This window comes from Streptomyces sp. NPDC096152 (assembly GCF_044763235.1).
Taxonomy (GTDB): Bacteria; Actinomycetota; Actinomycetes; order Streptomycetales; family Streptomycetaceae; genus Streptomyces.
In genome coordinates, this window is the sequence record NZ_JBIWFW010000001.1 from 1,065,995 (window position 1) to 1,092,930 (window position 26,936).

Sequence of the window (26,936 nt, forward strand, 5' to 3'; positions counted from 1 at the left end):
TGGGGGCCGGGGGCCCGGCTCAGAACAGCGGCTCGGGGAGCACACCCTCCAGCGCGAGCAGCCTGCGCTTGGTCTCCAGGCCGCCGCCGAATCCGCCGATGCCCCCGTCGCTCTCGACGACCCGGTGGCACGGCACCACGACCGGCAGCGGATTGGCCCCCATCGCCATGCCCACCGCCTGGGCGGCGCCGGGCTGTCCGACCCGGCCGGCCAGATCGCCGTACCCGACGACCGTGCCGTACGGGACGTCGGAGGCCAGGACGCGCAGCACCTGACGGTTGAAGCCCGTGACGAGGGACCAGTCCAGCGGCAGTTCGAAGTCGTGCCGCTCGCCCGCGAAGTACGCCTCCACCTGGCGTATCGCCTCCGCGAGCAGCGTGGAGCCGGGCGCCTCGACGGGCTCGGTGCCCAGCCGGGACGCCAGCCCGGCGAGCGCCTCGTCGCGCACCGCGTCGGTGGCGTGGAACACGACGGTGACCAGGCCGTCGCCGGTCGCCGCCAGCAGCAGGGGGCCGATGCCGGTGCCGACGACGGACCACACGACTTGCTGCTCGTACTGCCCGTGGCTGTCCATGCGACCACCGTACGGCCCGCCACTGACAACGCCCCGGCCCGCGCCCGCCCGGACGGACGTACGGGCCGGCCACGGCGGTCCGGCTCAGGGCCGGTTCAGCGCGTCGCGCACCACGTCCGGCTTGTCGGTGATGATCCCGTCGGCCCCGTAACCGGCCACCGTCCGGGCCCGGGTCGCGTCGTCGACGGTCCAGGCGAAGACCCGAAGCCGCCTGCCGTGCGGTCCCGTGAACGCGTGGACGGCCGAGACGTAAGCGGCGGAGAGCGTGCCGTGGGAGGGGTTGATCAGGTCCGCGAAGCCCGCGTACCCGTGCAGGTCCCCCGGCTCCGGCCGGCCGAGGAAGCCGGTGGTGACACCCGGCTTCAGGTCGTGCACGATCCGCAGGCTGCCGGCGCTGAAGCTCTGCACGATGAGCCGGCCGTCCAGGTGCCGGCGGTCCAGCCAGCCCTCGTTGCCGAGGAGCTTGAGGGTCTGCCGCTCGATGCCCGGATACAGTTCCGGGTTCTTGATCTCCAGAAGCAGCTTCTGGTGGTTGCGCTCCACCCGGCGCATGTACTGCGCGAGGGTCGGCACGCGGGTGCGTGCGTACGCGTGGCCGAACCAGCTCCCCGCGTCCAGGCGTGCGATCTCGGCGGCGGTGAAGTCCTTCACCTTCCACGGCGCACGGCCCGGGAAGACCTGCTCGACGTCGGTGGTCCGCCGCAGACTGTCGTCGTGGACGACGACGAGAACGCCGTCCTTGGTGCGCTGCACGTCGTTCTCGACCCACGGGATGCCGAGCGCGGCCGCCCTGTCGATGGCGGGCAGGGTGTTCTCGGGGGCATAGGCGGAGGCGCCCCGGTGAGCGACGACCTGGGGTCGGGTGTGGGCCGCGGCGGCCCGGGCGGAGGTGGGGGACAGCAGTGTGGCCCCCAGAAGCACGGTGGTGGTGGCGGCAACTGCACGCGCGTGCATGCGGTCTCCTCGCGTCGGCCGATTACTGACAGCACCAGACTGACAGCAGAGCGTCAACGTCGAGCGGGTGCAGGATGGCCACAGATTGAATGGAGTTGCCCCAACTCCGCTCACCGGTGCCGCACAACTGCGGCAAGGCCGTGTTTCTTTGCCGGAAAATCGTTCGACCATTCCGGTGGGGGTCATACTCTCTGCGTCAACCCTGGCCGCCCCGGCGGCACTGGGACGAGGGAACGCATCAGGGCATTCCGGGACGCAAGAGGGTGAAGGGCAGCCGCGCATGCACGGCACGGTCGACGGATTCAGCTACGGGCTCGTCACCCCGCTGGTGGCCTTTCTCATGGCCTGCCTCGGCGGGGCGCTCGGGCTGCGCTGCACCACCCGTGCCCTGCTCGTCGCCCACTCCTGGCGCCCCGGCTGGCTCGCCCTCGCCTCGGCGGCGATCGGTTCCGGCATATGGACCTGCCACTTCGTCGCGATGATGGGGTTCACGGTCCGGGAGGCGCCGATCCACTACGACAAGCCGATGACATACGCGAGCCTGGCCGTCGCCATCCTCATGGTGGGCGTCGGCGTCTTCATGGTGGGCTACCGGGGAGCGACCGGCTCCGCCCTGTTCACCGGCGGCACGATCACCGGGCTGGGCGTCGCCTCCATGCACTACATGGGCATGGCCGGGATGCGTCTGGACGGCAGTTTCGTGTACAACACGTTCACCGTCACCGCCTCCGTCGTCATCGCCGTCGTCGCCGCGACCGCCGCCCTCTGGGCGGCCGGACGGGTCCGAGGGGTCCTGTGGAGCGTGGGGGCGAGCCTCGTCATGGGGCTCGCAGTCTGCGGCATGCACTACATGGGCATGGCCGCCCTCAGCGTGCACCTGCACACCATGGACGGCGCCCCCACCGTCGGGGACTCGCCGGCGGCGCTGCTCGCACCCATGCTGGTCGGCCCGCTCGCCTTCCTGCTGCTCGCCGGGGTCGTCGTCCTGTTCGACCCACTCGTGGTCACGGGCTCGCCCGACTGGACCCCCGCCGAGCACAAGCCCGGCATCCCGGCCCGCGAACTCGTGCCGCAGCCCGCCCGGCACCCCGCGGCCCGCATCCGCCGGAGCCCGGTCCCCCGAGGCTCCCGCACACCGCAGAACCGCTGATCCGAGCCCGTTGTCAGTGGGGGGTCGTACGGTGGATGACATGCGGCCCGTTTCCCACATCGAACGCACGGTGGCGCCTTTCGAGGTCGTCAGCCCCTATCAGCCCAGCGGCGACCAGCCGCAGGCGATCGCCGAGCTCGCCAAGCGCATCGAGGCAGGAGAGAAGGACGTCGTCCTGCTCGGCGCCACCGGCACCGGCAAATCCGCCACCACCGCGTGGATGATCGAGAAGCTCCAGCGCCCCACGCTCGTGATGGCACCGAACAAGACCCTGGCCGCCCAGCTGGCGAACGAGTTTCGCGAGCTGCTCCCCAACAACGCCGTCGAGTACTTCGTCTCGTACTACGACTACTACCAGCCCGAGGCGTACGTCCCGCAGTCCGACACCTACATCGAGAAGGACTCCTCGATCAACGAGGAGGTCGAGCGCCTGCGGCACTCCGCGACCAACTCGCTGCTCACCCGGCGAGACGTCGTCGTGGTCGCCTCCGTCTCCTGCATCTACGGCCTCGGCACCCCGCAGGAGTACGTCGACCGCATGGTCCCCCTCAGGGTCGGCGACGAGATCGACCGGGACCAGCTGCTGCGCCGTTTCGTGGAGATCCAGTACACGCGCAACGACATGGCCTTCAGCCGCGGCACCTTCCGGGTGCGCGGCGACACCATCGAGATCTTCCCGGTCTACGAGGAGCTGGCCGTCCGCATCGAGATGTTCGGCGACGAGATCGAGGCGCTGTCCACCCTGCACCCGCTCACCGGCGAGATCATCAGCGACGACCAGCAGCTCTACGTCTTCCCGGCCTCGCACTACATCGCCGGACCCGAGCGCATGGAGCGGGCTGTCAACGGCATCGAGAAGGAGCTGGGGGAGCGCCTGACCGAGCTGGAGAAGCAGGGCAAGCTCCTGGAGGCCCAGCGCCTGCGGATGCGCACGACCTACGACATCGAGATGCTCCGCCAGATCGGCACCTGCTCCGGCGTGGAGAACTACTCGATGCACTTCGACGACCGCGCGCCCGGCACCCCGCCGAACACCCTGCTCGACTACTTCCCCGACGACTTCCTGCTCGTCATCGACGAGTCCCACGTCACCGTGCCCCAGATCGGCGCGATGTACGAGGGCGACGCCTCCCGCAAGCGCACCCTCGTCGAGCACGGCTTCAGGCTCCCCTCCGCCCTGGACAACCGGCCGCTGAAGTGGGAGGAGTTCCAGGAGCGCATCGGCCAGACGGTGTACCTCTCGGCGACCCCCGGGCAGTACGAGCTGTCGCGTTCGGACGGTCAGGTCGAGCAGATCATCCGCCCCACCGGCCTCGTCGACCCCGAGGTCGTGGTCAAGCCCACCGAGGGCCAGATCGACGACCTGGTGCACGAGATCCGCATCCGCGTGGAGAAGGACGAGCGCGTCCTGGTCACCACGCTCACCAAGAAGATGGCCGAGGACCTCACGGACTACTTCCTGGAGCTCGGCATCCAGGTGCGCTACCTGCACAGCGACGTCGACACCCTGCGCCGTGTCGAGCTACTGCGTGAGCTGCGCTCCGGCGAGTTCGACGTACTGGTCGGCATCAACCTGCTGCGCGAGGGCCTCGACCTGCCCGAGGTGTCCCTGGTGGCGATCCTCGACGCGGACAAGGAGGGCTTCCTGCGCTCCGGGACCTCGCTCATCCAGACCATCGGCCGCGCCGCGCGCAACGTCTCCGGCCAGGTCCACATGTACGCCGACAAGATCACCCCGGCGATGGAGAAGGCCATCGACGAGACCAACCGCCGCCGGGAGAAGCAGGTCGCCTACAACAAGGCGCGCGGCATCGACCCGCAGCCGCTGCGCAAGAAGATCAACGACATCGTCGCGCAGATCGCGCGCGAGGAGGTCGACACCGAGCAGCTGCTCGGCTCCGGCTACCGCCAGACCAAGGACGGCAAGGGCGCCAAGACCCCCGTGCCGGCCCTCGGCGACAAGGCGGCCAAGGGCGCGAAGGCGGCCAAGACCGCCAAGTCCGCCAAGGGCAAGGCCAAGGAGACGGTCCCGACCGACCGTCCCGCGGCCCAGCTCGCCGAGCAGATCGAGGAGATGACGGAGCGGATGCGGGCCGCGGCAGCGGACCTCCAGTTCGAGGTGGCGGCCCGGCTGCGCGACGAGGTCGCGGAGATGAAGAAGGAACTGCGCCAGATGCGGGAAGCGGGCCTGGCCTGACCTTCGTTCGCGGGGCCCGGTCCGGTGGAGCCGGGCCGGGCCCCGCCCGTATGCGCTGTGTTGCAAGAGCGCCACAATCCGCGGACCGGTGTGCGGCGTTGTCAGCGCCTCTGCGTAGGGTTTCAGATCAACCGCGGACACCGCGGCAACAGGGGAGCAGTCCGAGAGGGGAATCAGCCGTGACCGTGAACTTGACCAAGGGTCAGGCCATCAGTCTGCAGAAGAACGACGGCGGCAGCCTGGCCGCGGTCCGTATGGGTCTCGGCTGGCAGGCGGCACCGCGCCGCGGTCTGTTCGGTTCGCGTACGCGCGAGATCGACCTCGACGCCTCGGCCGTGCTGTTCGCCGACAAGCAGCCGGTCGACGTGGTGTTCTTCCGTCACCTGGTGAGCGACGACGGCTCGGTGCGCCACACCGGCGACAACCTCGTCGGCGGCGCGGGCCAGGGCGGCGACGACGAGGCCATCCTCGTCGACCTGCAGCGCGTCCCGGTCCACATCGACCGGATCGTCTTCACCGTCAACTCCTTCACCGGCCAGACCTTCCAGGAAGTGCAGAACGCCTTCTGCCGTCTGGTCGACGAGAGCAACGGCCAGGAACTCGCCCGCTACACCCTCGCCGGCGGCGGCGACTACACCGCCCAGATCATGGCGATGGTGCACCGCTCGGGCGCGGGCTGGACGATGACGGCCCTCGGCGTCCCCGCCAACGGCCGAACCTTCCAGGACCTCATGCCGGCGATCCTGCCGCACCTGTAGGACGACGCTCCGGCGAGCGGCGCACGACACGGAGACACAGGGGGACGAGGGCGATGACGGCCGAGCTGGTGCGGGGGCAGAACCACCCGCTCTCCGAGGTCCGCCTAGAGATCCGGATCTCGGCCGGCACGCCGATCGTGGCCGCGGCCACGATCGGCGACGACCGGGGCACCGTGCGGGGGACCGAGTGGGTGGCCCACCCCGGCGCCCCCGTCCTGCCCGGAGTGGAGGTGCCCCGGCAGGCGGCCGCCGACCACCGCCTCGCCGTCGACCTGGGCGCCGTGCCGGAGGCCGCGCACCGCGTCAGCGTGCTGCTCGCACTGCCCACCACGGGCACGGGACCCGCCCGCTTCTCCGCCGTCGCCGCGCCCTTCGTCGCGGTCACCGGCCTCGACGGCACCGAACTCGTCAGCTACACCATCACCGATCTGGACGCCGAGTCGGCCGTGGTCGCCCTGGAGCTCTACCGCCGACAGGGGGCCTGGAAAGTGCGCGCCATCGGCCAGGGGTACGCCGGCGGCCTCACCGCACTCCTCACCGACCAGGGGCTGCCCGAAGCCGGGCGGCTGGCGGCCACCGTCGACGAGGCGGTGGCCCAGGGTCTGGCCCGGTCGGTCGCGGCCCCGCCGCAGCGCACGGCGGAGGGCGACCGCTCGCGGCAGACGTCCGCCCCCGCCCTCGGCCCGGACCAGGGCGCCACCGCGGCGGCGCACGGCACCACCGGCCGCGCGCCCTCGCAGCCCACCTCCCCGCACGCCGGACAGACCTCCGGCGCCCCCGGTCAGCGGGCACCGCGGCCGCCGTACCCGGACCACGCGGCGTCGGCACCGTCTCCGGAAGGACCCGGCGCCTCACCCTCCGCGGCCCCCCAGCCGGCGGCGTCCACGGGCGGCCCCATCGACTACAGCCACCCCCGCAGGCGCTCCGCTGCTCCGCCGCCCCCGCAGACCGCGCCCCCGGCCCAGCCCGGGCAGCCGGCGCCGCCCGTCGCGGGCGACGCGACCGGATGGTCCATGGACGAGCGGCTGTACAACCAGGTCTGGGGCATGTTCGAGGACCTGGCCCGCACCACCGCCGCCTACCGCAGCGCCGTCGACTTCGCCGACTCGCGCCGGGAGAAGGAGCTGGACCAAGTCCTCTCCGATCCGCGCGGCCGCATCGGCGGACAGGGCGACGCCGCGCGGGAGGCGGCCCGCGCCAAGCACGCCGAGCTCGTCGACCGGGCCAGAGAGGCCCTCGACCGGGACCTCGCGCAGCTGACCGCCGAGTCCGAGGTCGTCGAACCCGCGCTGCCGGCCGCGTACGCGCGCTGGGACAACCCCGTCTGGCACGGATACCGCGTGCCGATGGAGAACCCGATGGCCGTGCGTCTGGGCGACCTCCACCTGCCGGAGAGTCCGTCCCTGCGCATCCCCATGCTGGTCCGCCTGCCACTGGAACGCGGCCTGTGGATCGACAGCGGCCGCTCCGCATCCTCAGACGACTCCGTCACCGACGAGGACGCGCTGCGCCGCCTCGCCATGGACACGGCCGTGGCCCATGCGGCCCGGCTGCTCGCCGTCCATCCGCCGGGGGAGTTCGGGGTGCACGTCGTCGACCCGGCCGGGGCGGGAGCGCAGTCGCTCCTCCCGCTGGTACGGGCGGGCGTCCTGGCGAGCCCGCCCGCGAACGGCGCCGCCGGTGTCGCCGACGTCCTGAGCCGGCTCACCCAGCGTGTCGACCTGGTGCAGATGGCCGTGCGCGGCGGGGCTCCGGACGCGCTGCCGCCCGGCTTCGACACGTCCGATCAGCTGCTGATCGTCCATGACTTCCCGCACGGGTTCGACGACCGTGCGGTGACCCAGCTGCGCTACCTGGCGGACGAGGGACCGGCCGTGGGCGTGCATCTGATGATGGTCGCCGACCGTGACGACGCGGCCGCCTATGGTCCGTTGCTCGATCCGCTGTGGCGTGCGCTGCTGCGGCTCACCCCCGTCCCCGACGACCACCTCGCCGACCCCTGGGTCGGGCACACCTGGACCTACGAGCCGCCGCTGGTGCCGCCGGGCAGCCAGGTGCTCCACCAGGTGCTCGCACAGGTCGCGGCGGCCCGGCGCGACTGGAACCGCTGACCGCGCCGACCGCGGGCGGTGGGAGTGCCAAGGAAACGTAAATACCTCTGACCAGGCTTTTTGGTTTTTCCTTTGCCTTTCTCTTTACCTTTCCTTGGTGATTCGGGTACTGTTTTCCGTGCGGAGGGGAGTACTCCCTGTCGGTTGCGGCGTGCCCGTCAATACGGATCCAGGTGGATCCCGGGGCGCCGGCTCCCGGGTCCGGGCGCGTCGCGCGCGGGGCCCGGCGGGTGGAAGAGACCTCCGGCAGCGACGACGCTGACAGTTATGCCGTGACGCACCTGCCGGAGGCGCAGTGGAAATCTCCATGACCCTGTGGGTCCTGACCATCCTCGGACTGGCCGCTCTGATCGCGGTCGACTTCGTCATCGGGCGCAAGCCCCATGACGTGTCGATCAAGGAGGCCGGGATCTGGACCGCCGTCTGGATCGCCCTGGCCGGTCTCTTCGGGGTCGGCCTGCTCGTCTTCGGCGGAGGCCGGCCCTCCGGCGAGTTCTTCGCCGGCTTCATCACCGAGAAGTCGCTGAGCGTCGACAACCTGTTCGTCTTCGTCCTGATCATGGCGAAGTTCGCGGTGCCCTCGCGGTACCAGCAGCGGGTGCTGCTGATCGGGGTCCTCATAGCCCTGGTGCTGCGGGCCGTCTTCATCGCCGCGGGCGCCGCGATCATCGCGAGCTTCTCGTGGGTGTTCTTCCTCTTCGGCGCGTTCCTCATCTGGACCGCCTGGAAGCTCGTCCAGGAGGCCCGGGCCGAGGAGGCGGACGAGGAGTACGAGGAGAACAAGCTGCTCAAGGCCGCCGAGCACCGCTTCGGAGTGGCCGACCGCTACCACGGCACCAAGCTGTGGATCCGGCAGAACGGCAAGCGCGTCATGACGCCGATGCTGGTGGTGATGCTGGCGATCGGCACCACCGACGTCCTGTTCGCCCTCGACTCGATACCCGCGATCTTCGGCCTGACCCAGGACCCGTACATCGTCTTCACCGCCAACGCCTTCGCACTGATGGGCCTGAGGCAGCTGTACTTCCTCATCGGCGGCCTCCTGAAGAAGCTGGTCCACCTGTCGTACGGCCTGTCGGTCATCCTCGGCTTCATCGGCGTGAAGCTGGTCCTGCACGCCCTGCACGAGTCCGGGGTGCACGTCCCGGAGATCAGCATCCCGGTCTCACTCGGTGTGATCTGCGCGGTCCTGGCGATCACCACCGTCACCAGCCTGATGGCCTCGAAGAAGCAGGCCGAGCGCGAGGAGGTGCAGGAAGGAAGCGACCGCTCTCCGAAGGACAGCGTCGATGCCTGACCACCGGACGCAAGCCCCGGCCCGCGCACCGCGCGGGCACGGGTCCCCGCACGCGAGCGCCGCGGGGAGCCGTGGCCCGGGCACGGACCGGGGTGCGCGGGCGGTGGGCCTCTGCGACGATCGCAGCATGATCACGCGGCTCAGGGCGCTCACGGCGGCGTGGACGACCGCCGTACCCGGGCTCGCGATCGTCCTGCTGATCTTCACCTGGGGGCGCGACCTGCCCGTCGCGGTCGTGGTGCTGGTGACCCTGGTCCTCGCCGGCTCCGTCCTGGCGGCCGTGCACCATGCCGAGGTGGTGGCCCACCGGGTCGGCGAACCCTTCGGGTCGCTGGTGCTCGCCATCGCCGTCACCGTCATCGAGGTCGCCCTGATCGTCACGTTGATGGCGGACGGCGGCGACAAGAGCGCGACGCTGGCCCGGGACACGGTCTTCGCAGCCGTGATGATCACCTGCAACGGCGTGGTCGGGCTGTCCCTCCTCGTCGGCTCCCTGCGGCACGGCACGGCGGTCTTCAACGCCGAGGGGACGGGTGCCGCCCTGGCCACGGTGGCGACGCTGGCCACGCTCAGCCTGGTGCTGCCGACGTTCACCACCAGCAAGCCGGGCCCGGAGTTCTCCGGCGTCCAGCTCACCTTCGCGGCCGTCTCCTCGCTGATCCTGTACGGCCTGTTCGTCGCCACCCAGACCGTGCGGCACCGCGACTACTTCCTGCCCATCACCCGGCAGGGAGAGGTGATCACCTCCGACGACCACGCGCAGGCGCCGTCCGCCCGTGCCGCCCGGACCAGCCTGGGACTGCTCGCTCTCGCGCTCGTCGGCGTGGTCGGCCTGGCCAAGGGGGTGTCACCCACCATCGAGTCCGGAGTGGAAGCCGCCGGACTGCACCACGCCGTCGTCGGCGTGATCATCGCGCTGCTGGTGCTGCTGCCGGAGACCATCGCCGCGCTGCGGTCCGCCCGGCGCGACCGGGTGCAGACCAGCCTCAACCTCGCGCTCGGCTCCGCGATGGCCAGCATCGGCCTGACCATCCCGGCCGTCGCCCTGGCGTCCGTGTGGTTCTCCGGCCCGCTCGTCCTCGGCCTCGGCGCCACCCACATGGTCCTGCTCGCCCTCACCGTGGTGGTCGCCTCCCTGACCGTGGTGCCGGGGCGCGCCACCCCCCTCCAAGGGGGCGTGCACCTGGTGGTGTTCGCCGCCTATCTGGAACTGGCGATCAGTCCCTAGTGACCCGAGTCGAAGATCCTTGGGTAGTTCCTACCGGATGCCCGATGCACCGACGGCGACCGTGAAAGGCCACCACCGGCGGCGTTCACGGGCACCACTGGATGCTGCGGGTGAACCGGAGCCGACGATCTGCCCAGGAACTTCCGACTCAGGTCCTTAGCCCCGGGAGGGGCTAGGGACCCTCAGGTGACCGGCTCCGCCGCCGCGACCCCGACCGGGCGGGTCTCCGGCAGCAGGGCGAAGCAGCCCAGGCTGAGCAGCGCGATCCCGGTCAGATAGGCGCCGACGCCCCAGGGGACGCGCCCGCCCCGCTCCGCGAGTGCCGTCGCCACGATCGGCGTGAGGGCGCCGCCGAGGACCCCGCCGAGGTTGTAACCCACCGCGGCGCCCGTGCAGCGCACCCGCGGCTCGTACAACTCGGGCAGATACGCGGAGATCACGGCGAACATGGTGATGAACGCCAGCAGCGCCCCCAGGAAGCCCAGGAACATCAGCGGCGGCGACCCCGTCGCCAGCAGCGCGACCATCGGGAACATCCACAGGGCGGCCGCCGCGCATCCCACCAGGCACAGGGGCCTGCGCCCGAAGCGGTCGCCGAGCAGCGCCACCAGCGGGGTGCACGAGCCCTTCACCACCACGGCGGCCATGACGCACCCCAGCACGACCGTGCGACTCACCCCCAGCCGCTCCGTCGCGTAGACCAGGGACCAGGTCGTCACGGCGTAGAAGACCGCGTACCCGACCGCGAGGGCGCCGCCGGTCAGCAGCACCAGGCGCCAGTGATGGCGTACGAGGTCGGCGAACGGCACGCGCGCGTGGACGTCGATCTCCAGGAAGCGGGGACTCTCGGGCAGCGACGAACGCAGCCACAGTCCGGCCACGGCGAGGAACCCGGCCGCCCAGAACGGCACCCGCCACCCCCACCCGGCGAACTGCGCCTCGGAGAGCGTCACCGACAGCACCAGCACCGACCCGTTGGCGAGGACGAAGCCGAGCGGCGGACCCATCTGCGGAAAGCTCGACCACAGCCCGCGCCGCCGTGCGGGCGCGTGCTCGGCGGTCAGCAGCACCGCCCCGCCCCACTCGCCGCCCAGCCCGAGCCCCTGCAGGAAGCGCAGCAGGAGCAGCAGCGCCGGAGCGGCCACCCCGATCGTGCCGTACGTCGGCACGCATCCGACCGCGACCGTCGACGCCCCGGTCAGCAGCAGCGAGCCCACCAGCACAGGCCGCCGGCCGTGCCGGTCTCCGATGTGACCGAACAGGACGGAGCCGAGCGGCCGGGCCACGAACCCCGCACCGAAGGTGCCGAAGGCGGCCAGCGTCCCCGCCACCGGCGAGAAGGTGGGGAAGAACAGCGGCCCGAGGACCAGGGCCGCCGCGGTGCCGTAGACGAAGAAGTCGTAGAACTCGATCGCGGTCCCGGCGAGCGAGGCGGCGGCGAGCCGCGGCATGGACGGCCGGTTCGCGCGGTCCTTCGCCGGCTTCGGCGTTGGGTTCCTCACGGAGCGTGCAACGTGCATGTCGCGTCAACTACCCACCGTCACCTGGGGTTACGGGGGCGCGCGGGGGCTCCGATCATGCGGGGGACGTGCGGGCGTGCGCCCGGGGCAGGGGCGGCGCGGGACGGCACACGGGGCACCGCTCGCCCGTGACCGCGTGATAGACCGGGGGCTGAGCAGCGGTCCTTCGTGGGCCGGCAGACCCGAACGGACCGGAGGAACCGTGCCCCGCACTCTCGCCAACGCCCCGATCATGATCCTCAACGGCCCCAACCTGAACCTGCTCGGGCAGCGCCAGCCGGAGATCTACGGCTCCGACACGCTCGCGGACGTCGAGGCGCTGTGCGCGAAGGCGGCCGCGGCGCACGGCGGCACGGTGGACTTCCGGCAGTCCAACCACGAGGGCGAGCTGGTGGACTGGATCCACGAGGCCCGGCTGAACCACGCCGGGATCGTGATCAACCCGGCCGCCTACTCGCACACCTCCGTCGCGATCCTGGACGCGCTCAACACCTGCGACGGGCTGCCGGTGGTGGAGGTCCACATCTCCAACATCCACCGGCGCGAGGAGTTCCGGCATCACTCGTACGTCTCGCAGCGCGCCGACGGCGTCATCGCCGGCTGCGGGGTGCAGGGGTACGCGTTCGCGGTGGAGCGGGTCGCCGCGCTCGCGGGAGCGGGTGCCGCGGACGCCTGATGGCTCCGGGCGCGGAGCCGGGGCCGCCGGCCGAGGGCGGGGTTCGAGAGGCCGGCGGCCCTTACCGTGCAGGAGCCGTCGTCCTGTACGGGGCTGCCCTCCAGTCGACCGCGCGACGACGTGAGCCGGGAGCGCGCGTGTACCACCGGCGCGGGCGAAGCGTTCACACGGGGCGCGCGCGGGAGCCGGGGTCTCGTCCTCGGGCGCCCGTCACCACCCGCGCGCGTGCCACTCCGGCAGATGCGGGCGTTCCGTGCCGAGCGTGGTGTCGTTGCCGTGTCCCGGGTACACCCAGGTCTCGTCCGGGAGGACGGCGAAGATCTTCGCCTCCACGTCGTGGATCAGGCTGGCGAACGCCTTCGGGTCCTTGCGGGTGTTGCCCACGCCGCCCGGGAAGAGGCAGTCGCCAGTGAAGAGGTGCGGATGCCCGTGCGGGTCGTCGTAGACCAGCGCGATGGAGCCCGGCGTGTGCCCCACCAGCCGGCGCGCGGTGAGTTCCACGTGACCCACCCGGACGGTGTCGCCGTCGTCGACGAGGACGTCGGTGGGCACCGGGATGCCCTCGGCGTCGTGCCGGCCCGCGTACGTGCGCGCCCCGGTCGCCGCCGCGACCTCGGCGAGGGCCTGCCAGTGGTCGGCGTGGCGGTGGGTGGTGACGACGGAGGCGATCCCGTCGTCACCGATCATGCCGAGCAGCGTCCGCGCGTCGTTGGCCGCGTCGATCAGCAGCTGCTCGTCCGTGGCCCGGCAGCGCAGCAGATAGGCGTTGTTGTCCATCGGGCCGACCGCGATCTTGGTGATCATCAGATCCTTCAGCTCGTGCACGTCCGCCGGGCCGCCGACCGTCACCTCTCCGCTGTACGTCATGGTCGTCAGCCTATAGCGGGGGAGTGGCCGCCGGGCCGACCACGGAACTACAGCGGCGGAAGCGCCGGGAGAGCGCCGCCGTCCGCCGTCAGGGCGGAGCCGTCGCGGCGCCCGGCGAGCCAGCCCAGCAGGTCCGCCCGGCCTCCCGTGACGGTGATCGCCGGCTCGGCCGCCGTCCCGCCCGTGCTCCACGCGCGCGTGCCGTCCGTCAGGCGGGTCGGCGGCACGTCGGGCCGGCCCGCGAAGCGCTGGGCGAGGAAGTCGATCTCCCGCTCCACGAACTCCTCGGGCAGGTCCTCCAGTTCGTACCCGATGCCGAGGTCCACGTGGTGCAGCTCGACCTCCACCCACCTCCGGAACGGCACCCGGGACGCCGAGTCGGTGACGCCGTTGCGCAGCTCCACCGTGCGCGACCAGTCCGCGGGCGCGGCTCCCGTGTCCTGGAAGCGGGCCGCGCTCTCGCGCACGTCGGCGAGGTGTGCGTCGAGTCCGCGCGAGGCGTCCCGCTCGATGTCCGCGTCCCGGGCCCCGGCGGAGACGTACATGGGACGCCCCTCGAGGACGTTCACGAGCGCGTCCGCGTTGCGGGCGAGGTGGGCGAGGACATGGCCCCGGGTCCAGCCGGGCAGCCGTGACTGCTGCGTCACAGTCGCGTTGTCCAGTTCGCCGGCGGCGGTGAGCAGCCGCTCGGTCGCTTCGCGTACAGATGCCAGGTCGCGGACATGATCAGTCATGAGGGCGACCCTAGCCCCGCCACACCTTCGGGTGAAGGTGGTGGACCCGGCCCGCAAATCGAATGCGCGTGCTATATGGTCGGGTGCGGCGTCGGGCATGCTGGAAGGCCGGGGATTGTTGTCGCATCCGGGGCATCCGACCGGCGTTGTCAGTGGCTCCCCCTAGGCTGAAGAAGCACGGGGGCCTCGCCCCTGTCACTTCTCTCAAGAAAGGTGCGGACCGGCGTGGCCGACCGTCTCATCGTCCGTGGCGCGCGCGAGCACAACCTGAAGAACGTCTCGCTCGACCTGCCCAGGGACTCGCTCATCGTCTTCACGGGTCTGTCCGGGTCGGGCAAGTCGTCCCTGGCCTTCGACACGATCTTCGCCGAGGGCCAGCGGCGCTACGTGGAGTCGCTGTCCTCCTACGCCCGGCAGTTCCTCGGGCAGATGGACAAGCCGGACGTCGACTTCATCGAGGGTCTGTCCCCGGCGGTCTCCATCGACCAGAAGTCGACCTCGCGCAACCCGCGCTCGACGGTCGGCACCATCACCGAGGTCTACGACTACCTGCGTCTGCTCTTCGCGCGCATCGGCAAGCCGCACTGCCCCGAGTGCGGCCGGCCCATCTCGCGCCAGTCGCCGCAGGCCGTCGTCGACAAGGTCCTGGAGCTGCCGGAGGGCAGCCGCTTCCAGGTGCTGGCCCCGCTGGTGCGCGAGCGCAAGGGCGAGTTCGTCGACCTCTTCGCCGACCTCCAGACCAAGGGGTACAGCCGCGCGCGGGTGGACGGCGAGACCGTCCAGCTCTCCAACCCGCCCACGTTGAAGAAGCAGGAGAAGCACACCATCGAGGTCGTCGTCGACCGCCTCACGGTGAAGGACTCCGCCAAGCGCCGCCTGACCGACTCCGTGGAGACCGCCCTCGGCCTGTCCGGTGGCATGGTCGTGCTCGACTTCGTCGACCTCCCCGAGGACGACCCGGGCCGCGAGCGCATGTACTCGGAGCACCTGTACTGCCCGTACGACGACCTCTCCTTCGAGGAGCTGGAGCCCCGCTCCTTCTCCTTCAACTCGCCCTTCGGCGCCTGCCCCGAGTGCACCGGCATCGGCACGCGCATGGAGGTCGACCCCGAACTGATCGTCCCGGACGAGGAGAAGAGCCTCGACGAGGGCGCCATCCACCCCTGGTCGCACGGGCACACCAAGGACTACTTCGGCCGGCTGATCGGCGCCCTCGCGGACGCGCTGGGCTTCCGCACCGACATCCCCTTCGCGGGGCTGCCGCAGCGCGCCAAGAAGGCCCTGCTCCACGGCCACAAGACGCAGATCGAGGTCCGCTACCGCAACCGGTACGGGCGCGAGCGCGTCTACACCACGCCCTTCGAAGGCGCCGTCCACTTCGTCAAGCGCCGGCACAGCGAGGCCGAGAGCGACGCGAGCCGTGAGCGCTTCGAGGGCTACATGCGCGAGGTGCCCTGCCCCACCTGCGAGGGCACCCGCCTGAAGCCGGTCGTCCTCGCGGTCACGATCATGGGGAAGTCGATCGCCGAGGTCTCCGCGATGTCCATCAGCGACTGCGCGGACTTCCTGGGCGAACTGAAGCTCACCGCCCGCGACAAGAAGATCGCCGAGCGGGTCCTCAAGGAGGTCAACGAGCGGCTGCGCTTCCTGGTCGACGTCGGCCTGGACTACCTCTCGCTGAACCGCGCGGCCGGCACGCTCTCCGGCGGCGAGGCCCAGCGCATCCGCCTGGCCACCCAGATCGGCTCCGGTCTCGTCGGCGTCCTGTACGTCCTCGACGAGCCGTCCATCGGTCTGCACCAGCGCGACAACCACCGGCTGATCGAGACGCTGGTCCGGCTGCGCGACATGGGCAACACCCTCATCGTCGTCGAGCACGACGAGGACACCATCAAGGTCGCCGACTGGGTCGTCGACATCGGCCCCGGCGCGGGCGAGCACGGCGGCAAGGTCGTGCACAGCGGCTCCCTGAAGGAGCTGCTCGCGAACGCCGAGTCGCAGACCGGCCAGTACCTGTCCGGCAAGAAGGCGATCCCGCTGCCCGACGTCCGGCGCCCGCGCGACCTCTCGCGGCACCTCACGGTGCACGGCGCCCGGGAGAACAACCTCCAGGACATCGACGTGTCGTTCCCGCTGGGCGTGTTCACGGCCGTCACGGGCGTGTCCGGTTCCGGCAAGTCGACGCTGGTCAACGACATCCTGTACACGCACCTGGCCCGCGAGCTGAACGGCGCGCGGAACGTGCCGGGCCGGCACACGCGCGTGGACGGCGACGACCTCGTCGACAAGGTCGTGCACGTCGACCAGTCGCCCATCGGCCGCACCCCGCGGTCGAACCCGGCCACCTACACCGGCGTCTTCGACCACATCCGCAAGCTGTTCGCCGAGACCACCGAGGCGAAGGTCCGCGGCTACCAGCCCGGCCGCTTCTCCTTCAACGTCAAGGGCGGCCGCTGCGAGAACTGCGCCGGCGACGGCACGATCAAGATCGAGATGAACTTCCTCCCGGACGTGTACGTCCCGTGCGAGGTCTGCCACGGTGCCCGGTACAACCGGGAGACCCTGGAGGTCCACTACAAGGGCAAGTCCATCGCCGACGTGCTGAACATGCCGATCGAGGAGGCCATGGACTTCTTCGAGGCCGTGCCCGCGATCTCCCGGCACCTGAGGACGCTGAACGACGTGGGCCTCGGCTACGTCCGGCTCGGCCAGTCCGCCACCACCCTCTCCGGCGGTGAGGCGCAGCGCGTGAAGCTCGCCAGCGAGCTCCAGCGCCGCTCCACCGGGCGCACGGTCTACGTCCTGGACGAGCCGACCACCGGTCTGCACTTCGAGGACATCAGCAAGCTGCTGACGGTCCTGTCCGGCTTGGTCGACAAGGGCAACACGGTCATCGTCATCGAGCACAACCTCGACGTGATCAAGACCGCCGACTGGATCGTGGACATGGGCCCCGAGGGCGGCGCGGGCGGCGGTCTCGTCGTCGCCGAGGGCACGCCCGAGGAGGTTGCAGGGGTCCCGGCCAGCCACACCGGCAAGTTCCTGCGCGAGATCCTCGGCGCCGACCGGATCAGTGACGCGGAGCCGGTGAAGGCGCCGCGCCGCGCGGCGGCCCGGAAGGCGGTCCCGGCCGCGGCCACGGCGAAGAAGACGGCCACGGCCAGGACGGCCAAGGCGGCCGACGACACCGCGGCCAAGAAGGCAGGCGGAGCCACCGGGAAGACGGCGGCCACGAAGAAGGCGGCGGCCACGAAGGCGGCGCCGGCGAAGAAGACGGCGCGGGCCCGCAAGGCCTGACCCGCGGTACGGAACGCGCGGCGCCCCACGGGAACTCCCCGTGGGGCGCCGCGCGTTGTCACCGTCACCGCACGAAAGCGGACAGCACGGCCCGCTAGAACGCCCCCACCTCGGACGCGTACGGCGGCTCCGCGCCCGCGCGCGAGCAGGTGATGGCCGCCGCGCGTGCCGCGAACCGCAGCAGCCGGGTCCAGCCGTCGGGCGCGAGCACGGCGAGACCGTCCGGGGAGAGGGCGCCCTGGACGGACAGACCGTGGAGCAGGGCGGCGTTCACCGTGTCGCCCGCGCCGATCGTGTCCACCACGTCGACCTTCTCGCCGGGCACCGCGTGCACCGCGCCGTCCCGGGTGAAGGCGGTGAGCCCGTCCCCGCCGTGCGTGATCACGACGGCCGAGGGCCCGGCGGCCAGCCACTCGCGCGGGGTGCCACCCAGCCAGTGGGCGTCCTCCTCGGAGAGCTTCAGCAGCGACACCGACGGCAGCCAGCGCGCGAACCGCGCCCGGTAGGCGTCCGCGTCGGGGATGAGCCCGGCCCGGATGTTCGGGTCCAGCGCGGTGAACACGCCCCGCGCCGCCGCGGTGCGCATCAGGTCCTCGTAGGCGCTCGCACCCGGCTCCAGCACGAGCGAACAGGTGCCGAAGGACACCGCCCGGGTGCCGGCCGGAAGTCCGGCGGGCGCGGTGAACAGCCGGTCGGCGGTGCCGTCGACGTAGAAGGAGTACGCGGCGGATCCGTCGGCACCGACGGTGGCGACCGCCAGCGTGGTCGGCTCGGCACCGCGCTGTACGCCGGAGACGTCCACGCCGGCCCGCCGCAGCCCGTTGAGCAGGGCCTCGCCGAAGGCGTCGTACGAGGTGCGGGAGCAGAAGGCCGTGGTGGAGCCGAGACGGCCGAGGGCGACCGCCGTGTTGTAGGGGCCGCCGCCGAGCGCCGGCTTGAGATCCGTGAGGGCGCCCGTGCCCTGCGGTACCAGGTCGATCAGGGCCTCACCGGCGACGACGATCACGAGTCGGTTCCTTTCTCGGGGCGGCGGCCAGGGGGTTCGGTGGGGGCCGCGGCCGGGTCCGGCCCTCGCGGCCGTTCCGGACATCCGCAGGAGGTGCGGTGGACGAAGGAGCACGGGAGCCGAACCGTCCGGGCGGGCCGGTCCGGCTCGGCCAGGCGGTCCAGCAGCACCCGGACGGCCTGCGCGCCCAGTTCCCTGCTGGGCTGGGCGATCGCGGTGAGCCGGGGCGAGAACAGGTCGGCCCACGCGAAGTCGTCGAAGCAGCACAGGGCGATGTCGCCGGGCACGGACAGACCCCGTTCGCGCAGCACGCGCAGGGCGCCGATGGTCATCGCGTTGTTGGCCGTCACCAGCGCCGTGGGCGGTGCGGCCCCCGACAGCAGGGCGGCGGTCGCGCGCTCGGCGCCGCCGGAGGACGAGTCGCCGTGCACCACGAGCCGTTCGTCGTGGGCGAGCCCGGCGGCGGCCAGGCCGTGCCGGTAGCCGGTGATCCGCTCGCTGGTGGTGCTGAGCCCCGGCAGACCCGCGACCAGGCCGATCCGCCGGTGCCCCAGGGAGGCGAGGTGGGTGACGAGGAGGGCGGTCGGTTCGGCGCTGTCGGCGCAGACCTGGTCGAAGCGCGGGGTGTCGTGCGCCTCCGCGTCGATCATCCGGTCGAGGAACACCGTCGGCACGGAATGGCGCGTGAGGTAGTCGACGAGTTCGCGCGGCGCGGCGGACGGAGCGACGATCATGCCGTCCACACGGCGCTCGTGCAGGAGCTGGACGACCTTGCGTTCGTGCCCGGGGTCGTCGTGCGGGTCGGCGATGAGCAGGCTGTAGCCGTGCTCCAGGGCACCGGCCTCGACTCCCTGGAGGATCTCCGTGAAGTACGGGTTGCTGACGGCCGACACCGCCAGCCCGATGGACCGGGTGCGGGAGGTGACCAGGGAGCGGGCGAGGGTGTTCGGGGTGTAGCCGAGCTCCTCCACCGCGTCCAGCACGGCCTGACGGGTGTGCGGCAGCACCGGACGGGTGCCGTTGAGCACGTGCGAGACGGTCGCCACCGAGACGCCGGCGCTGCGCGCGACATCGGCCATGGTGGGCATCGGGTCTCCTTCCCGGACCGTCGTAAGGGCCTCGCGGGGGTCGCGGGGGTCATGGGGCCTCGCGGAGGCCTGGCGCGGGCCTGGTACGGGACACCTACCGGCCTCGCGCGAGCCTCCTGGCGGGGAAGCTATCGCATCGCACCGCCCCGAGTAAACGCTTGCGCAAACGTTTACGCTCACCCCCGCTCACCCCTGTTCCACCCCCGCTCCACCCCCGTCCCACCCCCGTCCCAGCCCCGCCCCGGTCGCGGCCGGAGCGATACGGGCGGATATCGTCGGCGTGCGCAGCCGTGCCCGCACCACCTCCGTGCACGTCCCCAGGCACCGCCCCGACCAGTGGAGACCTCATGCCCGGCCGACCCTCCGCGAGCCGCCGTACCGTCCTTCGAGGAGCGGCCCTGGCGCCCGTCGCCGGGCTCGGGCTCGCCGCCTGCTCGCCCGTCGGCGGAACCTCGGCCCCGGCGCCCCCCACCGCACCGGTGGACCTCGGCGCCGAGAGCGAGCTGCCCGAGGGAGGCGCCAAGCTCCACCGGGACCACAACGTGGTGGTCAGCCGGGAAGCGAAGGGCACGCTCCGGGCGTTCAGCACCATCTGCACGCACGCCCAGTGCCCCATCAACAAGCTCCAGGGCACGACGCTCGTATGTCCCTGCCACGGCAGCGAGTTCGACGCCACGACCGGCAAGGTGGTGCGGGCCCCGGCCACCGAGCCGCTGCACGAGCTCCCGGTCCGCGCCAAGGGCGGCAGGATCGTCGCCGGGCCCGAGGCCTGACGGGCGCGGCCGTCGCTCAGAGGCGGCCGCTCACTCCCACTCCCAGCCGATCCCCACGATCCCCGGCCGCACGCGTGGCTCGACCAGGTTCACCGAGCGGTGCCGTTCGCTCACCCGCAGGTCGTGGCGGCCGGTGCGCGGGGCGGCCGCCGAGTGCTGGGTGAACCGGTGGCAGCGCACCGGCAGGGCATCGGCGTCGAACCGCACCTGAAGGGCGTACTGCCCGCCCACGAAGCCGAAACCCCTGACGAACTCGCGTGACACGCCGGCCGTGCCGTCCTCGACGCCGTAGCGGAAGAGGAAGGTGTCGCCGGCCCGCAGCCGGGTGTCGAAGAGCAGCTCGGCCACGAGCACGCCGGTGTCGTGGTGCCACCGCACCCGCCCGGTCCGGCAGTTCTCAAGGGCCTGCACGGCCATCCGTTCCGGCACGCACCCCGGGTCGCCGTGATGGACGGCCACGAAACGGTCCGCGCCGTCCCGGTGGGCGCGCACGACGTGCTGGGACTCGCGCCCCGCGAGTTCGCGCCGGGCACCGATCCGGACGCGCTCGTGGTGCCCGAGGATGTGCAGGCCGCCGTCGGGCGGGCAGTCCAGCTCGGCCAGCAGCCGGTCCAGCACTCCCGACGCCTCGACCAGTGAGCGGTAGGAGCGGGCCGCCGGCTGCCGGGCGGGCGGCTCCTCACTCTCGGCGAGCAGGCGGATCAGCGACTCCTCCGGCAGCTGGAGGATCTCCTCCAGGGCCCTTACGGCGCGCAGGGACTCGGGGCGCTGCGGGCGCCGGGCGCCCTGCTGCCAGTAGCTGAGGCTGGTGACCCCGACCCGCACCCCGTAGCGCGAGAGGTGGTGCTGCACCCGCTGCAACGGCAGTCCCCGGGCGGCGATCGCGGCGCGCAGCGCGACGTGGAAGGGGCCGCCCCGCAGGGCCGTGTCCAGTTCCGCGGGGGCGGGGTCCGCGTGTTGTGGAGCGTGCGGCATGCAGGGGCCTTTCTGTGAAATGTTCACAACGGCTGGTCAGACCGTTCACGCCCTCGGGGCCGCCCGCCGGCGCGGCGGAAGGCTTCTTCACATCCGTACGCCGTCGTTCCCGGCCCCGAGTTCCCCCGCATTGAAGCGTGTTGACCTAGTCCCGACAACACCTGAAGCCGACAGCGGCGCGCTCCTGGCCGAGTCCGCACCCCGCATCCCCGGCGGGGAGGCCCGTACCGGGAGGTGCGCCGCCGGAGCGGAGACGGCCGGTCACGGTGTGTGGCCGTGCCGGGGTGCGGACCAGGCGCGATGTCGTCCACAGGCCCGCCGCCGCGTTGTCCACAGGCCCGCCGCGGTGTCACCCCTCGCCAGTAGGGTGTGAGACATGGCCGACCCCTCCAGCTACCGCCCCAAGCCGGGAGACATCCCGGACACTCCCGGGGTCTACAGGTTCCGTGACGAGCACCGCCGGGTGATCTACGTCGGAAAGGCGAAGAGCCTGCGCCAGCGCCTGGCGAACTACTTCCAGGACCTGGCGAACCTGCACCCGCGCACCCGCAGCATGGTCACCACGGCCGCGTCCGTGGAGTGGACGGTGGTGTCCACGGAGGTCGAGGCGCTGCAGCTGGAGTACTCCTGGATCAAGGAGTTCGACCCCCGGTTCAACGTCAAGTACCGCGACGACAAGAGCTACCCGTACCTCGCGGTGACGATGAACGAGGAGTTCCCGCGCGTGCAGGTGATGCGCGGCCACAAGAAGAAGGGCGTGCGCTACTTCGGGCCGTACGCGCACGCGTGGGCCATCCGGGACACCGTCGACCTGCTGCTGCGCGTCTTCCCCGTGCGCACCTGCTCGGCCGGCGTCTTCAAGAACGCCGCCCGCACCGGCCGCCCCTGCCTGCTCGGCTACATCGACAAGTGCTCGGCGCCCTGCGTCGGCCGCGTCACCGCCGAGGAGCACCGCGAACTGGCCGAGGAGTTCTGCGACTTCATGGCCGGCCGCACGGGCACCTACCTGCGCCGCCTGGAGAAGCGGATGGTGGAGGCGGCCGAGGAGATGGAGTACGAGCGGGCCGCGCGCCTGCGTGACGACATCGAGGCCCTGAAGAAGGCCATGGAGAAGAACGCGGTCGTGCTCGCGGACGCGACCGACGCCGACCTCATCGCGGTCGCCGAGGACGAACTGGAGGCCGCCGTCCAGATCTTCCACGTGCGCGGCGGGCGCGTGCGCGGTCAGCGCGGCTGGGTGACGGACAAGGTGGAGGACGTCACCACGGGCGCGCTCGTGGAGCACGCGCTGCAGCAGCTGTACGGCGAGGAGAGGGGCGACGCGGTCCCCAAGGAGGTCCTCGTCCCGGCGCTCCCCGATCCGGTCGAGCCGGTCCAGCAGTGGCTCACCGACCGGCGCGGCTCCAACGTCTCGCTGCGCATCCCGCAGCGCGGCGACAAGAAGGCCCTCATGGAGACGGTCCAGCGCAACGCCCAGCAGTCGCTCGTCCTGCACAAGACCAGGCGCGCCTCCGACCTGACCACGCGCTCGCGCGCCCTGGAGGAGATCGCCGAGGCCCTCGACCTGGACAGCGCCCCCCTGCGGATCGAGTGCTACGACATCTCCCACCTCCAGGGCGACGACGTGGTCGCCTCCATGGTGGTCTTCGAGGACGGCCTGCAGCGCAAGAGCGAGTACCGGCGCTTCCAGATCAAGGGTTTCGAGGGCCAGGACGACGTCCGGTCCATGCACGAGGTGATCACCCGCCGCTTCCGGCGCTATCTGGCCGAGAAGGAGAGGACCGGCGAGTGGGCCGACGGTGAGGAAACCACCACCGGAGTCCCGGACGCCACCGCCGCCCCGGTGTCCCCCGCCATCGGCACCCCGGCCGACGGCGGCCCCGGCGCCCCGGCCGCCGCCCCCGACGGAGGTCCGGGCGGCGACGCTTCGGTGAACGGCTCCCCGGGCGGCCTCATCGAGGAGGACGGGCGGCCCAAGCGGTTCGCGTACCCGCCGCAGCTCGTCGTCGTCGACGGCGGGCAGCCGCAGGTGGCGGCCGCCCGGCGGGCCCTGGACGAGCTGGGTATCGACGACATCGCCGTGTGCGGCCTGGCCAAGCGCCTGGAGGAGGTCTGGGTGCCGGGCGACGACGACCCGGTCGTCCTGCCCCGATCCAGCGAGGGCCTCTACCTGCTGCAGCGCGTCCGCGACGAGGCCCACCGCTTCGCGATCACCTACCAGCGCACCAAACGGGCCAAGCGGTTCCGGGCCGGACCGCTGGACGACGTGCCGGGCCTCGGCGAGACACGCAAACAGGCGTTGATCAAGCATTTCGGCTCGGTGAAGAAGCTGCGATCCGCAACAATCGACCAGATCTGTGAGGTTCCCGGCATAGGCCGCAAAACGGCCGAGACGATCGCCGTGGCCCTCGCCCAGGCGGCCCCGGCCGCCCCTGCCGTCAACATGGCGACGGGAGAGATCATGGAAGACGTGGAAGACGTGGTACCCGGGAAGACGACGGGTTCCGCAGGGGAGCCCGTGCCCACGGGCAGCCCGGACGAGCGACGGGGGCAGGAGACATGACAGAGCACGAGAAGCAGCCCACGGCTCAGCCGGATCAGGCGCACACGAAAGAGCGCGAGGACCACCCGCAGCAGACGGTCCAGAACGACGGAGCACAGGTGAGTACGGGCATCGACACGGCCGGGGTCCCCGAGGCGGCCATCCCCGAGCTGGTGATCATCTCCGGGATGTCCGGGGCCGGCCGGTCCACGGCGGCCAAGTGTCTGGAGGACCTCGGCTGGTTCGTCGTCGACAACCTGCCGCCCGCGCTGATCCCCACCATGGTGGAGCTCGGCGCCCGCTCGCAGGGCAACGTGGCACGCATCGCGGTCGTCGTCGACGTCCGCGGCCGCCGCTTCTTCGACAACCTCCGGGAGTCCCTGGCGGACCTGGAGGCGAAGCACGTCACCCGGCGCATCGTCTTCCTGGAGTCCTCCGACGAGGCGCTGGTGCGCCGCTTCGAGTCGGTGCGCCGGCCCCACCCCCTCCAGGGCGACGGCCGGATCGTCGACGGCATCGCCGCCGAGCGGGAGCTGCTGCGCGAGCTGCGCGGCGACGCCGACCTGGTGATCGACACCTCCAGCCTCAACGTCCACGAGCTGCGCGCCAAGATGGACGCCCAGTTCGCCGGCGAGGAGGAGCCGGAGCTGCGGGCCACCGTCATGTCCTTCGGCTTCAAGTACGGCCTCCCGGTCGACGCCGACCTGGTCGCGGACATGCGGTTCCTGCCCAACCCGCACTGGGTCCCCGAGCTGCGCCCGTACACCGGCGTCAACGAGGAGGTCGCCGCGTACGTGTTCAACCAGCCCGGCGCCAAGGAGTTCCTCGACCGCTACGCCGAACTGCTGCGGCTGATCGCGGCCGGCTACCGCCGCGAGGGCAAGCGCTACGTCACCATCGCCATCGGCTGCACCGGCGGCAAGCACCGCTCGGTGGCCATGTCGGAGAAGCTCGCCGCGCGGCTCGCGGCCGAGGGCGTGGAGACCGTCGTCGTGCACCGGGACATGGGGCGCGAGTGACCGGACGTACTCCGCGGCTGGGCAGGCTGCGCCGGGTGGTGCCCGAGGCGCGTGCTGACCGCCGGCCGGCCGAGTCGCGCGCCGGCCGCCCGGCCGAGGCCCGCGGGGCCCGGCCGCGCCGCCGTGGTGCCCAGCCCAAGGTGGTCGCCCTCGGCGGCGGCATGGGCCTGTCCGCCTCGCTCGCCGCGCTCCGCCGCATCACCGGCGATCTGACCGCGGTCGTCACCGTGGCCGACGACGGCGGCTCCAGCGGGCGCCTGCGCGACGAGCTGGGGGTGCTGCCGCCCGGTGACCTGCGCAAGGCGCTGGCCGCGCTGTGCGGGGACGACGACTGGGGCCAGACCTGGGCCCGCGTCATCCAGCACCGCTTCACCTCCCAGGGCGACCTGCACGACCATGCTGTGGGCAACCTGCTGATCGTGGCCCTGTGGGAGCAGCTCGGCGACCACGTCCAGGCCCTGGACCTGGTCGGCAAGCTGCTCGGCGCGCACGGCCGGGTGCTGCCCATGTCCGCCGTGCCCCTGGAGCTGCAGGCCCTGGTCAAGGGGCACGACCCGGAGCGGCCCGACGACGTCGACACCGTCCGCGGCCAGGCGACCGTCGCGCTCACCCCGGGCGAGGTGCAGTCCGTGCACCTGGTGCCGCACGACCCGCCCGCCGTCCCGGAGGCCGTCGCGGCGGTCCTGGACGCGGACTGGGTGGTGCTCGGCCCCGGCTCCTGGTTCTCCTCGGTCATCCCGCACCTGCTGGTGCCCGACCTCCTGGACGCGCTGACGCAGACCAGGGCGCGCCGGGTACTCTCACTGAACCTCGCTCCGCAGCCAGGAGAAACCGACGGCTTCTCCCCGCAGCGTCATTTGGAGGTTTTGGGACGACACGCCCCTAAACTCGCCCTGGACGTGGTGCTGGCCGACGAGGCCGCCGTACCCGACCGCGAGGTCCTCACCGAGGCCGCCAAGCGGTTCGGTGCCGCGGTCGAGCTGGCGCCGGTGGCCCGGAGAGACGGAACCCCTCGGCACGACCCGGAGCTGCTGGCCGCCGCGTACGACCGTATTTTTCGGATGCATGGAAGGATCGGCCCATGGCGATGACGGCAGCGGTGAAGGACGAGATCTCCCGGCTCCCCGTCACCCGGACCTGCTGCAGGAAGGCGGAGGTCTCCGCCATCCTGCGGTTCGCCGGCGGCCTCCATCTGGTCAGCGGGCGCATCGTGATCGAGGCGGAGCTGGACACCGCGATGGCGGCCCGGCGCCTCAAGCGGGACATCCTGGAGATCTTCGGCCACAGCTCCGAGCTGATCGTGATGGCACCCGGCGGGCTGCGCCGGGGATCGCGCTACGTCGTGCGCGTCGTCGCGGGCGGCGACCAGCTGGCCCGCCAGACCGGCCTCGTCGACGGCCGGGGGCGCCCGATCCGCGGCCTGCCCCCGCAGGTGGTCTCGGGGGCCACCTGCGACGCCGAGGCGGCCTGGCGCGGTGCCTTCCTGGCCCACGGCTCGCTCACCGAACCCGGCCGTTCCTCCTCGCTCGAGGTGACCTGCCCGGGCCCGGAGGCCGCGCTGGCGCTGGTCGGTGCCGCCCGCCGGCTGTCGATCGCGGCCAAGGCGCGCGAGGTGCGCGGGGTGGACCGGGTCGTCGTCCGCGACGGTGACGCCATCGGCGCCCTGCTGACCCGGCTCGGGGCGCACGAGTCCGTGCTGGCCTGGGAGGAGCGGCGGATGCGCCGGGAGGTCCGCGCCACGGCGAACCGGCTGGCCAACTTCGACGACGCCAACCTGCGCCGCTCGGCCCGCGCCGCGGTGGCGGCCGGAGCCCGGGTGCAGCGCGCCCTGGAGATCCTCGCCGACGACGTGCCCGAGCACCTCGCGGCGGCCGGCCGGCTGCGCATGGAGCACAAGCAGGCCTCCCTGGAGGAGCTGGGCGCGCTCGCCGACCCGCCGCTGACCAAGGACGCCGTCGCCGGCCGTATCCGCCGTCTGCTGGCGATGGCCGACAAGCGCGCCTCCGACCTCGGCATCCCGGGCACGGAGGCCAACCTCAGCGAGGAGCTGGCGGACAACCTCGTGGGCTGACCCGGAGGACGGCGAAGGCTCCGCGCGCCACCGTACGGCCCGCGCGAGCCCGCGTCGTCACCGGTAGCTGGTAGCTGGTAGCCGCTCGCCGCCCGCCCA

21 protein-coding genes are annotated in these 26,936 nt (G+C 72.0%); 13 read left to right on the forward strand and 8 right to left on the reverse strand.

Going from position 1 to position 26,936, the window contains the following annotated elements:
* Positions 1-19: 19 nt before the first annotated feature.
* Together ACIQ9G_RS04670 and ACIQ9G_RS04675 are read right to left on the reverse strand one after the other, a co-directional pair.
* The gene (locus ACIQ9G_RS04670; RefSeq protein ID WP_403606224.1) at positions 20-574 is read right to left on the reverse strand and encodes a methylated-DNA--[protein]-cysteine S-methyltransferase; all 555 of its coding nucleotides are present in this window, start codon (positions 572-574) and stop codon (positions 20-22) included.
* Between the two features lie 84 nt (positions 575-658).
* Positions 659-1,528, reverse strand: a complete 870-nt coding sequence (locus ACIQ9G_RS04675) for a glycerophosphodiester phosphodiesterase (RefSeq protein WP_403606227.1) — start codon at positions 1,526-1,528, stop codon at positions 659-661.
* A gap of 280 nt (positions 1,529-1,808) precedes the next feature.
* On the opposite strand from ACIQ9G_RS04675, the gene ACIQ9G_RS04680 reads away from it, so the two are divergent.
* The 6 genes from ACIQ9G_RS04680 to ACIQ9G_RS04705 all read left to right on the forward strand — a co-directional run bounded on the left by ACIQ9G_RS04680 (position 1,809) and on the right by ACIQ9G_RS04705 (position 10,269).
* Positions 1,809-2,678: an MHYT domain-containing protein gene (locus ACIQ9G_RS04680; protein ID WP_403606230.1), complete on the forward strand. Its 870-nt coding sequence runs from the start codon at positions 1,809-1,811 to the stop codon at positions 2,676-2,678.
* A gap of 40 nt (positions 2,679-2,718) precedes the next feature.
* On the forward strand, positions 2,719-4,875 hold the full coding sequence (uvrB, locus tag ACIQ9G_RS04685) for an excinuclease ABC subunit UvrB (protein WP_403606233.1): 2,157 nt from the start codon (positions 2,719-2,721) through the stop codon (positions 4,873-4,875).
* 179 nt (positions 4,876-5,054) lie between these two features.
* Complete coding sequence (locus ACIQ9G_RS04690) at positions 5,055-5,633, forward strand: TerD family protein (RefSeq protein WP_392194683.1); 579 nt, start codon at positions 5,055-5,057, stop codon at positions 5,631-5,633.
* Positions 5,634-5,686: 53 nt separating this feature from the next.
* A complete protein-coding gene (locus tag ACIQ9G_RS04695; protein ID WP_403606236.1) occupies positions 5,687-7,744 on the forward strand; it encodes a TerD family protein in 2,058 nt (685 codons plus the stop codon).
* Positions 7,745-8,051: 307 nt separating this feature from the next.
* A complete protein-coding gene (locus ACIQ9G_RS04700; RefSeq protein ID WP_403606239.1) occupies positions 8,052-9,041 on the forward strand; it encodes a TerC/Alx family metal homeostasis membrane protein in 990 nt (329 codons plus the stop codon).
* A 127-nt stretch (positions 9,042-9,168) separates the two neighbouring features.
* Positions 9,169-10,269, forward strand: a complete 1,101-nt coding sequence (locus tag ACIQ9G_RS04705; protein WP_403606242.1) for a calcium:proton antiporter — start codon at positions 9,169-9,171, stop codon at positions 10,267-10,269.
* 182 nt (positions 10,270-10,451) lie between these two features.
* Here the strand turns inward: ACIQ9G_RS04705 and ACIQ9G_RS04710 are convergent, their stop codons facing one another.
* Positions 10,452-11,720: an MFS transporter gene (locus ACIQ9G_RS04710; RefSeq protein ID WP_403606783.1), complete on the reverse strand. Its 1,269-nt coding sequence runs from the start codon at positions 11,718-11,720 to the stop codon at positions 10,452-10,454.
* A 271-nt stretch (positions 11,721-11,991) separates the two neighbouring features.
* On the opposite strand from ACIQ9G_RS04710, the gene aroQ reads away from it, so the two are divergent.
* Positions 11,992-12,465 carry a type II 3-dehydroquinate dehydratase gene (aroQ, locus tag ACIQ9G_RS04715; RefSeq protein WP_392194688.1) on the forward strand — a complete coding sequence of 158 codons (474 nt, stop codon included), beginning with the start codon at positions 11,992-11,994 and terminating at the stop codon, positions 12,463-12,465.
* Between the two features lie 210 nt (positions 12,466-12,675).
* Here the strand turns inward: aroQ and ACIQ9G_RS04720 are convergent, their stop codons facing one another.
* Both ACIQ9G_RS04720 and ACIQ9G_RS04725 read right to left on the reverse strand, forming a co-directional pair.
* Positions 12,676-13,332 (reverse strand): MBL fold metallo-hydrolase, encoded by a 657-nt coding sequence (locus ACIQ9G_RS04720; RefSeq protein ID WP_403606245.1) that lies wholly within the window; start codon positions 13,330-13,332, stop codon positions 12,676-12,678.
* 47 nt (positions 13,333-13,379) lie between these two features.
* Entirely contained in the window at positions 13,380-14,066 is a 687-nt protein-coding gene (locus ACIQ9G_RS04725; RefSeq protein WP_403606248.1) for a maleylpyruvate isomerase family mycothiol-dependent enzyme, read from the reverse strand.
* 225 nt (positions 14,067-14,291) lie between these two features.
* Between ACIQ9G_RS04725 and uvrA the strand changes: the two genes are divergently transcribed.
* The gene (gene uvrA / locus ACIQ9G_RS04730) at positions 14,292-17,363 is read left to right on the forward strand and encodes an excinuclease ABC subunit UvrA (protein ID WP_403606251.1); all 3,072 of its coding nucleotides are present in this window, start codon (positions 14,292-14,294) and stop codon (positions 17,361-17,363) included.
* Positions 17,364-17,457: 94 nt separating this feature from the next.
* On the opposite strand, the gene ACIQ9G_RS04735 is transcribed toward uvrA, so the two are convergent.
* On the reverse strand, positions 17,458-18,369 hold the full coding sequence (locus ACIQ9G_RS04735; protein ID WP_403606254.1) for a carbohydrate kinase: 912 nt from the start codon (positions 18,367-18,369) through the stop codon (positions 17,458-17,460).
* Positions 18,366-19,457, reverse strand: coding sequence for a LacI family DNA-binding transcriptional regulator (locus tag ACIQ9G_RS04740; protein ID WP_403606256.1), 1,092 nt, complete (start codon positions 19,455-19,457; stop codon positions 18,366-18,368). The genes ACIQ9G_RS04735 and ACIQ9G_RS04740 overlap by 4 nt, the downstream gene beginning before the upstream one ends.
* 347 nt (positions 19,458-19,804) lie before the next feature.
* On the opposite strand from ACIQ9G_RS04740, the gene ACIQ9G_RS04745 reads away from it, so the two are divergent.
* Positions 19,805-20,230, forward strand: a complete 426-nt coding sequence (locus ACIQ9G_RS04745) for a Rieske (2Fe-2S) protein (protein WP_403606259.1) — start codon at positions 19,805-19,807, stop codon at positions 20,228-20,230.
* A gap of 30 nt (positions 20,231-20,260) precedes the next feature.
* Here ACIQ9G_RS04745 and ACIQ9G_RS04750 read toward each other — a convergent pair whose 3' ends face one another.
* Positions 20,261-21,205 carry a hypothetical protein gene (locus tag ACIQ9G_RS04750; RefSeq protein ID WP_403606262.1) on the reverse strand — a complete coding sequence of 315 codons (945 nt, stop codon included), beginning with the start codon at positions 21,203-21,205 and terminating at the stop codon, positions 20,261-20,263.
* A gap of 376 nt (positions 21,206-21,581) precedes the next feature.
* Between ACIQ9G_RS04750 and uvrC the strand changes: the two genes are divergently transcribed.
* From uvrC to whiA, 4 genes are read left to right on the forward strand one after another with little or no spacing between them, the layout of a single operon-like run.
* Positions 21,582-23,768 (forward strand): excinuclease ABC subunit UvrC, encoded by a 2,187-nt coding sequence (gene uvrC, locus ACIQ9G_RS04755; RefSeq protein ID WP_403606265.1) that lies wholly within the window; start codon positions 21,582-21,584, stop codon positions 23,766-23,768.
* Positions 23,765-24,766: an RNase adapter RapZ gene (rapZ, locus tag ACIQ9G_RS04760; protein WP_403606268.1), complete on the forward strand. Its 1,002-nt coding sequence runs from the start codon at positions 23,765-23,767 to the stop codon at positions 24,764-24,766. Before uvrC ends, rapZ begins: the two co-directional genes overlap by 4 nt.
* Positions 24,763-25,857, forward strand: a complete 1,095-nt coding sequence (gene yvcK, locus ACIQ9G_RS04765; RefSeq protein WP_403606271.1) for a uridine diphosphate-N-acetylglucosamine-binding protein YvcK — start codon at positions 24,763-24,765, stop codon at positions 25,855-25,857. The genes rapZ and yvcK overlap by 4 nt, the downstream gene beginning before the upstream one ends.
* The gene (gene whiA, locus ACIQ9G_RS04770) at positions 25,848-26,837 is read left to right on the forward strand and encodes a DNA-binding protein WhiA (RefSeq protein WP_062926196.1); all 990 of its coding nucleotides are present in this window, start codon (positions 25,848-25,850) and stop codon (positions 26,835-26,837) included. Before yvcK ends, whiA begins: the two co-directional genes overlap by 10 nt.
* Positions 26,838-26,936 lie beyond the last annotated feature (99 nt).

Coding starts and splice junctions, on each gene's coding strand:
- ACIQ9G_RS04670 (WP_403606224.1), bottom strand. CDS start 574: ATGGACAGCCACGGGCAGTACGAGCAGCAAGTCGTGTGGTCCGTCGTC.
- ACIQ9G_RS04675 (WP_403606227.1), bottom strand. CDS start 1,528: ATGCACGCGCGTGCAGTTGCCGCCACCACCACCGTGCTTCTGGGGGCC.
- ACIQ9G_RS04680 (WP_403606230.1), top strand. CDS start 1,809: ATGCACGGCACGGTCGACGGATTCAGCTACGGGCTCGTCACCCCGCTG.
- uvrB (WP_403606233.1), top strand. CDS start 2,719: ATGCGGCCCGTTTCCCACATCGAACGCACGGTGGCGCCTTTCGAGGTC.
- ACIQ9G_RS04695 (WP_403606236.1), top strand. CDS start 5,687: ATGACGGCCGAGCTGGTGCGGGGGCAGAACCACCCGCTCTCCGAGGTC.
- ACIQ9G_RS04700 (WP_403606239.1), top strand. CDS start 8,052: ATGACCCTGTGGGTCCTGACCATCCTCGGACTGGCCGCTCTGATCGCG.
- ACIQ9G_RS04705 (WP_403606242.1), top strand. CDS start 9,169: ATGATCACGCGGCTCAGGGCGCTCACGGCGGCGTGGACGACCGCCGTA.
- ACIQ9G_RS04710 (WP_403606783.1), bottom strand. CDS start 11,720: ATGCCGCGGCTCGCCGCCGCCTCGCTCGCCGGGACCGCGATCGAGTTC.
- ACIQ9G_RS04720 (WP_403606245.1), bottom strand. CDS start 13,332: ATGACGTACAGCGGAGAGGTGACGGTCGGCGGCCCGGCGGACGTGCAC.
- ACIQ9G_RS04725 (WP_403606248.1), bottom strand. CDS start 14,066: ATGACTGATCATGTCCGCGACCTGGCATCTGTACGCGAAGCGACCGAG.
- ACIQ9G_RS04740 (WP_403606256.1), bottom strand. CDS start 19,457: ATGCCCACCATGGCCGATGTCGCGCGCAGCGCCGGCGTCTCGGTGGCG.
- ACIQ9G_RS04745 (WP_403606259.1), top strand. CDS start 19,805: ATGCCCGGCCGACCCTCCGCGAGCCGCCGTACCGTCCTTCGAGGAGCG.
- ACIQ9G_RS04750 (WP_403606262.1), bottom strand. CDS start 21,205: ATGCCGCACGCTCCACAACACGCGGACCCCGCCCCCGCGGAACTGGAC.
- uvrC (WP_403606265.1), top strand. CDS start 21,582: ATGGCCGACCCCTCCAGCTACCGCCCCAAGCCGGGAGACATCCCGGAC.
- rapZ (WP_403606268.1), top strand. CDS start 23,765: ATGACAGAGCACGAGAAGCAGCCCACGGCTCAGCCGGATCAGGCGCAC.
- whiA (WP_062926196.1), top strand. CDS start 25,848: ATGGCGATGACGGCAGCGGTGAAGGACGAGATCTCCCGGCTCCCCGTC.